The organism is Sphingopyxis sp., assembly GCF_041916015.1.
Taxonomy (GTDB): Bacteria; Pseudomonadota; Alphaproteobacteria; order Sphingomonadales; family Sphingomonadaceae; genus Sphingopyxis.
Genome location: NZ_JAYSAH010000005.1, coordinates 85,102 through 93,593 on the forward strand (window position 1 = coordinate 85,102; position 8,492 = coordinate 93,593).

The 8,492-nt window shown below is 66.2% G+C and carries 6 protein-coding genes; 4 read left to right on the forward strand and 2 right to left on the reverse strand.

The features are described 5' to 3' along the window. The first annotated feature begins 16 nt into the window (after nt 1–16). Nucleotides 17–1,300, forward strand: a complete 1,284-nt coding sequence (locus tag ACE3SL_RS00770) for a citrate synthase (RefSeq protein ID WP_374523855.1) — start codon at nt 17–19, stop codon at nt 1,298–1,300. Between the two features lie 270 nt (nt 1,301–1,570). On the opposite strand, the gene ACE3SL_RS00775 is transcribed toward ACE3SL_RS00770, so the two are convergent. Continuing rightward, nucleotides 1,571–1,879, reverse strand: coding sequence for a DUF952 domain-containing protein (locus ACE3SL_RS00775; RefSeq protein WP_374523856.1), 309 nt, complete (start codon nt 1,877–1,879; stop codon nt 1,571–1,573). Next, on the reverse strand, nt 1,876–4,596 hold the full coding sequence (gene gyrA, locus ACE3SL_RS00780) for a DNA gyrase subunit A (protein WP_374523857.1): 2,721 nt from the start codon (nt 4,594–4,596) through the stop codon (nt 1,876–1,878). The genes ACE3SL_RS00775 and gyrA overlap by 4 nt, the downstream gene beginning before the upstream one ends. Nucleotides 4,597–4,830: 234 nt before the next feature. Between gyrA and ACE3SL_RS00785 the strand changes: the two genes are divergently transcribed. The 3 genes from ACE3SL_RS00785 (at nt 4,831) to ACE3SL_RS00795 (ending at nt 8,404) form a co-directional block, all read left to right on the forward strand. Further along, nucleotides 4,831–6,045 carry a hypothetical protein gene (locus ACE3SL_RS00785; protein ID WP_374523858.1) on the forward strand — a complete coding sequence of 405 codons (1,215 nt, stop codon included), beginning with the start codon at nt 4,831–4,833 and terminating at the stop codon, nt 6,043–6,045. Between the two features lie 74 nt (nt 6,046–6,119). Further along, entirely contained in the window at nt 6,120–7,007 is an 888-nt protein-coding gene (locus tag ACE3SL_RS00790) for a hypothetical protein (RefSeq protein ID WP_374523859.1), read from the forward strand. Then, a complete protein-coding gene (locus ACE3SL_RS00795) occupies nt 7,004–8,404 on the forward strand; it encodes a sensor histidine kinase (RefSeq protein ID WP_374523860.1) in 1,401 nt (466 codons plus the stop codon). The genes ACE3SL_RS00790 and ACE3SL_RS00795 overlap by 4 nt, the downstream gene beginning before the upstream one ends. Nucleotides 8,405–8,492: the final 88 nt, after the last annotated feature.

Here is an 8,492-nt window from a genome sequence, read left to right on the forward strand (position 1 = left end):
GATCAGGGGAAGAATAATGACCGATACCGCAAAAATCACCCTGGGCGACACCACCGTCGAAGATCCCGTGCTCAAGGGCACGGTCGGCCCCGATGTCGTCGATATCCGCAAATTCTACGCCCAGACGGGCGCCTTCACCTACGACCCCGGCTTCACGTCGACCGCGAGCTGCGAATCGCAGATCACCTATATCGACGGCGACGAAGGCGTCCTCCTTCACCGCGGCTATGCGATCGGCGACCTCGCCGAGCATTCGAGCTTCATGGAGGTCTGCTATCTGCTGCTCAACGGCGAGCTGCCGAACGCGCAGGAACTGACCGATTTCGACACTACCATCACCCGCCACACGATGCTCCACGAGCAGCTCGCAACCTTCTATCGCGGTTTCCGCCGCGACGCGCACCCGATGGCGGTCATGTGCGGCGTCGTCGGGGCTCTCAGCGCCTTCTATCACGATTCGACCGAGATTCACGATCCGCACCAGCGGATGATCGCGAGCCACCGGCTGATCGCGAAGATGCCGACGATCGCCGCGATGGCCTATAAATATGCGGTCGGCCAACCCTTCGTCTATCCGCGCAACGACTTGAGCTATACGCATAATTTCCTGCGCATGACCTTCGGCGTCCCCGCCGAGGACTATGAGGTCGATCCGGCGGTGGTCCGCGCGCTCGACCGCATCTTCATCCTGCATGCCGACCACGAGCAGAACGCCTCGACCTCGACCGTCCGTCTCGCCGGCTCGTCGGGCGCCAACCCCTTCGCATGCATCGCAGCGGGCATCGCCTGCCTCTGGGGCCCTGCGCACGGCGGCGCCAATGAAGCCGCGCTCAACATGCTCCGCGAGATCGGCCGGCCGGAACGCATCCCCGAATATATCGCCCGCGCGAAAGACAAGGACGATCCGTTCCGCCTCATGGGCTTCGGGCACCGCGTCTACAAGAATTACGATCCGCGCGCGACCGTGATGCAGAAGACGGTGCGCGAGGTTTTCGACGCACTGAAGGTCAACGACCCGGTGTTCGAGGTCGCGCTGCAACTCGAGGAAATGGCGCTGAACGACAGCTATTTCGTCGAGAAGAAGCTGTTCCCGAACGTCGATTTCTATTCGGGCGTGATCCTGTCGGCGATCGGTTTCCCGACGACGATGTTTACCGCCCTCTTCGCGCTCGCCCGCACCGTCGGCTGGGTCGCGCAGTGGAACGAGATGATTTCGGACCCCGCGCAGAAGATCGGCCGTCCGCGCCAGCTCTACACCGGCCCGACGCACCGTCCGTATGTGCCGGTCGACAAGCGCTGAGCGAGCGCAGGGAAAAGAAAAAGGGGCCGCTTTCACGGCCCCTTTTTCTTTAGTGGCGGAATGGCTGGAAGCGGCCGAGAGTTGCCGCACACTCTCCCTTCGTCATTCCCGCGAAAGCGGGAACCCAGGGATGGGTAAGCGGACGGACGCTCTGGGTCCCCGCTTTCGCGGGGATGACGAAGTAAAGAAAGGGCAGCGTCCGCTCCCCACCCCAAAGCAGATGATCGCCCGACACCCACGAACCGAATCCCGGATGCTCTACCCCTCGCCTCAATCCCGCCTTTGCAGGCTCACCACCGCATGGATCGGCAATTCGGCGTAGAGGTGCGGGAACAGGTCGCCGCCGCGCGATTCCTCCCAGCGGATCGCATCGCCGAGCTGAAGCAAATCCACCTCGGCGATCATCAGACAGGTCTGCCCGGCGAAATGCTTCGCCAGCGTACCCTCGAGCTGTTCCGCGGCCGACAGGTGGATATAGCCATCGGCAATATCCACCGGCGCACCGCGGAACACGCGCTCGCGCTCGAAATCGGCCCATTGCTGCTGCGTCAGCACCTTGAAGGCCGTCGATGCGCTCATTCCGAAGGAGCCTCCGTTGCCGGCGTTTCTTCGACCGCGCCCCCGGCGCCCTCGGCCTCATCTTCCTCGATCAGCGCCGCCGATACGACATGCTCGTCGTTCGCCACGTCGAACAGGCGCACGCCCGCCGACCCGCGGCCGATGACGCGGAGGCTGTCGAGTCCCATGCGGATCAGCTTTGCCTGATCGGTGACGAGCATCAGCTGATGCGCCTGCGTCGCTGGGAAGCTTGCGACGACCGGCCCGTTGCGGCCGATATTGTCGATATTGGTGATCCCCTGCCCGCCGCGGCCGGTGCGGCGATATTCATAGGCCGACGACAGCTTGCCATAGCCGTTGGCGCAAACGGTCAGGATGAACTGTTCGCGGCCCGCAAGATCGGCGAAGCGGTCGGCATCCATCTCGGGCGCGCCGTCCTTTTCGGCCTTCCATGGAGCGAAGCGCAGATAATCCTCGCGCTCGTCCTGATCGCGCATCCCGCCGCGATGGAGGATCGAGAGCGAGATCACTTCGTCGCCGTCCGCCAGCCGCATTCCGCGCACGCCGGTCGAATTGCGGCTCTGGAACTCGCGGACATCGTCGCCGGCGAAGCGGATCGCCTTGCCCTGCCGTGTCGCGAGCAGCACATCGTCGCTTTCGTCGAGCAAGGCGACGCCAATCAGCCGGTCGTCCTCGTCCTCGCCCTCGAACTTCATGGCGATCTTGCCGTTCGAGGGCACGTTGGTGAAAGCGTCCATGCTGTTACGACGCACATTACCCTTCGCGGTTGCAAACATGACGTGCAGCTTGCCCCATTCGGCCTCGTCCTCGGGCAGCGGCAGCACGGTCGAGATGGTTTCGCCCTGCGCCAGCGGCAGCAGGTTGATCATCGGACGGCCGCGCGTCGCCGGCCCGCCCTCGGGCAGGCGCCAGACCTTCATGCGGTACACCTTGCCCGCGGTCGAGAAGAACAGCACCGGCGTGTGGGTCGAGGTAACGAAGAGTTCGGTGACGACATCCTCGTCCTTCGTCGCCATGCCCGCGCGGCCCTTGCCGCCACGGCGCTGCGCTCGGAAGGTGTCGAGCGGGGTGCGCTTGATATAGCCGTCGAGGGTGACGGTGACGACCATCTCCTCGCGCTCGATCAGATCCTCGTCGTCGATACCGTCGGCGGCGGGGGCGACGAGCGTCTTGCGCGGCGTCGCGAATTCGTCGCGCACCGCGACGAGTTCCTCGCGCATCACCGCATAAAGCTTTTCGCGGTCGGCGAGGATCGAAAGCAACTCTTCAATCTCGGCCGCCAACTCACCGAGTTCCTTGCCGATTTCGTCGCGGCCGAGCGCGGTCAGGCGATGGAGACGAAGGTCGAGGATCGCCTTCACCTGAATTTCCGACAGACGATAGGTGGCGCTTTCCTCCATCTCGCCCTCGATCGCCTCGACGAGGCGGATGTAGGGCGCGATTTCGCCGATCGGCCATTCGCGGGCGAGCAACGCTTCGCGCGCCGCGGCGGGCGACGGTGAACCGCGGATGATGCGGACGACTTCGTCGAGATTGCTGACTGCGACGACGAGACCGAGCAAGATGTGCGCGCGGTCGCGCGCCTTGGCGAGCTCGAACTTGCAGCGGCGGGTGATCACTTCCTCACGGAAGGCGATGAAGGAGGTCAAAATCTCCTTGAGGCCCAGCATTTCCGGGCGGCCGCCGCGGATCGCGAGCATGTTCGCGGGGAAGCTCGACTGCGCCGGGGTATGGCGCCAGAGCTGGTTGAGCACCACCTCGGCGGTCGCGTCGCGCTTCAGCTCGATAACGACGCGCACACCCTCGCGGTTCGATTCGTCGCGGATGTCGGCGACACCCTCGATGCGCTTGTCGCGCGCGGCTTCGGCGATCTTCTCGACGAGGCCGGATTTGCCAACCTGATAGGGAATCGATGTTAGAACAATCGATTGCCGGTCGTTTCTTCCTTCCTCGATGATGTGGGTCGAACGCATCATGATCGAACCGCGTCCGGTCAGATAGGCGTTGCGCGCGCCCCCCTGGCCGAGCATCAGCGCGCCGGTCGGAAAGTCCGGTCCGGGAACGATCGCCATCAGGTCTTCGAGCGAAATCGACGGATTATCGATGGTCGCGAGCGTCGCGTCGATGACTTCGCCCAAATTATGCGGCGGGATGTTGGTCGCCATGCCGACAGCGATCCCGCCCGCGCCATTGACGAGCAGGTTCGGGAAACGCGCGGGGAGCACCGTCGGCTCGTCGCGGCTCGCGTCATAGTTGGGCTGGAAGTCGACCGTATCCTTGTCGAGGTCGTTGAGCAGGACCATCGCGGTCTTGGCCAGCCGCGCTTCCGTATAGCGCATCGACGCCGGTGGGTCGGGGTCCATCGAGCCGAAATTGCCCTGCCCGTCGATCAGCGGGACGCGCAGCGACCAGTCCTGCGTCATACGCGCGAGTGCGTCGTAGATCGCGCTGTCGCCGTGCGGGTGATAGTTGCCCATGACGTCGCCGACGATCTTCGCCGATTTCTTGTACGGACGTCCGGGGATGAAGCCGCCTTCCTGCGCCGCGTAAAGAATGCGGCGATGCACAGGCTTCAGGCCGTCGCGCACGTCGGGGAGCGCGCGGCTGACGATCACGCTCATCGCGTAATCGAGGTAGCTGGTCTTCATTTCGTCGACGATATTGATCGGCGAAACGCCGTCGTCGGACGGCTGCACAGGCGTATTTTCTTCGGTCAAGACCCGGCCTTTTTTCTGCTTATCGGGAGGTGGTTCGGGCCTAGCCGATGGAGGCGCGAAAGGCCAGCGATTCGGAGCTTTTCCGGGATAATTTTTATGATTGAAATGCCGGTGGAATCGCACGGCATCGCGGCGCGTCGGGCGACGTCATGACGCGCGACAAGCCGCTTGCCAATCGCGCGCCCGCCCCTAAAGCTGCCGCGCGATGAGCAACTGCCTGCCTGGGGGGCGCCGGTGGCCCTGATCGCGCTCGTCGGCGCGAGCGAAACGCTGCCCGACGGGTTGCTGCGCGCGCTCGTCACCGTGGCGGGCGAGACGCTGATCGAGCGGCAGGCAGCACGCCTCGCCGACGCCGGCGTGACGCATATCGCGGTCGCCGTCGCCGCGGTTCCCGCCGAACTGCTCGCCACCTGCGACCGCATCCGCCGCCGGGGCATGAAGGTGACGCCGGTGCGCGCCGCCGCCGATCTCATCCCGCTGGTCGAAAGCGACGACCGGATCATCCTCGTCGCCGACGGGCTTCGCGCCGGGGGCACCCATTATGCTGCGATCGCCCGCCCAGGATCGCCAGCGATCCTCGTCACCGGCGACACGATGCTGACGCAGGGGTTCGAGCGGATCGACGCGACGCGGCGCTGGGGCGGGCTCGCGAGCATATCGCAGCCGATGGTCGCGGACCTCGCGGCGATGCCCGGCGAATGGGACATGATGCTGACCCTGCTGCGGCTCGCGGTGCAGGCGGGCTCGCGGCGGCTCTATTGCGAGCCCGCGCTGTTCGAACAGGGCGAGATCGCGATCGTCACCGACCGCCCGACCGCGGCCCTGATCGAGCAGTCGAGCCTGCAACAGGTCGAATATGGCGGCATGGGCCTCGGCCGCTCGGCGATCATGATGCCGCTGATCCGGCTCGCCGGCCCCCTCTTGGTAAAGTCACCCAAGACCGCTCGATATCTCCCTTATATAACCGCATTTTTATGGATCATGGTCGCAGCGCTCGCGGGCAGTGGTCTCGCCGCAGCGGGCGCCATCGTCGCGGTGCTCGGCGGGTTCGGGCTCGCGGCGATGCGGTTCCTCTCGGCCTTCCGCGCCGAAAGCGCGGCACAGGACCGGGTTCGCGATGTCATCCGCATCTTCGGCTGGCTGCTGCTCGCCGCCTATCCATGGCTGGTCTCGATGGGCGGCGCCGACCATCTGATGCCGCGTTTCTCTGAAGCCGCGCTCGCCCCCTGCCTCGCCGCCGCAATCCTGCTCGCGCGCGCTCTTTATGAAGATTCGGGCGACAAGCGCCGCTTCCACTGGCTCCTTCCCGACTCCGATCAGGCGTGGATCATGCTCGTCCCGGCGCTGCTGTTCGACTTCGCCTCGCTGATGTTCGCGATCCTGCCGCTGCTCGCGCTGCTCCAGATCCTGCTGTGGCTGCGCCTCGCGCGGCGGCCGGAGGCGCGCTGATGCGAGAGGGGCGCTAGAGCAAAGCGCTTCAAGGTTTAATGCCTATTAACGATGGGCTGCTATCGCGGGCGTGCATGGCCGAATCCCTCTCCTCACCCGGCATCGATCCGCCGTCGCCGACGCTGTCGGCGCGCCTGCGCGAGCTGGCGGACTATCTGGGCGCGCCGCTGATGGGCCGGCTGACCGAGGAGCAGCGCGCGCTATCGCTCGGCATCGCACGGCGGCTGGCCGTCGATGCGGCGCGGACGCTCGACGAAGGGATCGATGGCGCGAAGCTCTGGGCCGACTGGCTGGGCGCCGGCTTGCCGACCGCCGCGCGCCTTGCTGCAGCCTGTTTCGCGCGCGCCGAAGAACATCGCTGGCGCGAATATTCGGCAATGCAGACGAGCGCTCCTGACGGCGGCGAGGGCAATACCGACACCGCGCGCCCCTCTCCCGCCGAAAGAGCGGCAGCCATCGATGGCGTTTACCTCGCGCTGCAGATCGCCGACCGGCGCCGGTTCGACGATCAGGGCCATCCGCGGATTGCGATCGCCGATGTCGATGCGGACCTGTTTCGGGCCCTGCTGCGCGACATTGCGGCGTGGCGAATCGCGCACGCTGACGCCGAGGCCGGCGCGACAGCCGACCCCGAAACCCTTGTTGAGCGCGCGCTCGATCGGCGCGTCTCGCCCGCAGGGCTCGACCGCGCCGCGGCCGACTATTACGCCGCGTTCGACACCGCCGACGCCGCGGCCGAAGCGGCTTCCGCCATCGCTGGCCACGACTGGCTGGCGCTGATCGCGCTTGCCGCGGCGAGCAGCCGCCGCACCTATTCCGACATGGCGCTCGCTTTGGTCAGCGCCGAACCCGCCGCGCTGCCGTCGCTGCTTGCGCCGCTCCGCCTCGACCGCGCATCGCTCGCCCCGCTCGAAGCCTCGCTCGCCGCCCTGCCCGGGCGCGCCGAGGAGGGTATCCGATGAGCGCGCGCCTCATCCGCGGCCGGATCGACGACAGCGGCGTGCTCGTCAGCGCCGACGCGCCACTGCTACGGCTTCAGCAGCGCGCGGGCGCCGGGCTCGGCAAGCCGCTCGCGCTGCCGCAGCTCGCCCGGCTCGTCGCGCTGGCGCAGCGGCTCCAGCGCGACATTGCGCGCCCGCTCTACACTGCCGACGACCATAGCGACATCCATGCGCTCGTCCGTATCCTTCCTGACGAGAGCGGGGCGAGCCTCGAGATCAGCGATTGGCACGCGGGACCGATGGCACAGCCCATGCCGGCACCTCAGGCCAGCGATATGGCCATGGCGCCGCACGGCTGGACCTGGGAATGCGACCAGCAGTTGCGGATGATCGCGCTGCGCCGCGGCGATGAGGCCCCGCCCGTTCCCGCGGACTGGGAAGGCCGTTCGCTTTCGGAGCTTTTCGAATTGCAGCCGGACGAGGAAGGCCGCTTTCCGGTGCTGCGCGCGCTCGCCCGTCAGACGCATTTCGAGGCCCAGCATGTTCGCGCCGATGGTGCTGCCGGCCGCATCGCGATGATCCTGTCGGCCGATCCGCTGTTCGACGCGACGGGACGTTTCACTGGCTTTCGCGGCGAGGCCATGGTCGAGCCCGAAACCCCGATCGGGGCCAAAAACAGCCACGCGAGCGAAACCACCGCCGCGCTCGCCGACCCCGCTTTCGGTTCGCTCCCGTTGTCCGATCCGCAGTTCGGCCGCCGCATCGATGGTGCGCTACGCGGCCCGCTCAGCCGCATCATCGCGACCGCCGAGACGATTCATGGGCAATTCGATGGCCCGATCCGCGCCGATTATGCCCGCTATGCCGGCGACATCGCGCATGCGGGGCGCCATCTTCTCGGCCTCGTCGACGACCTCGCCGACCTTCAGAATATCGAGCGTCCGGGATTCAAGGCCGCCGCCGACGAAATCGACCTCGGCGACCTCGCGCGCCGCGCGGTCGGGCTGCTCGGCATGAAGGCCGAAGAAAAGGCGATTCGCATCGATGCGCCGCGCACCGACGACAAGATGCCCGCGACCGGCGAGTTCCGCCGCGTGTTGCAGGTGCTCTTGAATCTGCTCGGCAATGCGATCCGATACTCGCCCGAAAACTCGCAGATATGGATACGCGTCGACCGCGAAGGTGACCGCGCGATGGTCACCGTCGCCGATCAGGGTCAGGGGATATCGAACGACCAGCAGGCGGTAGTGTTCGAAAAGTTCGAGCGGCTCGGCCGCACCGACAGCGGCGGCTCGGGCCTCGGCCTTTACATCGCCCGCCGGCTCGCGCGTGCGATGGATGGTGACCTGACCATCGACAGCGCCCCGGGACAGGGCGCGCGCTTTACACTGAGTTTGCCGGCGCGGGATGTGTCCTGATTTTGCGATGTCTGCATTGGGGTGGATTCCAGACCGCCTTCTATTCCCGTTCGTGTCGAGCGAAGTCGAGACACGCTTGGGAAGCGCC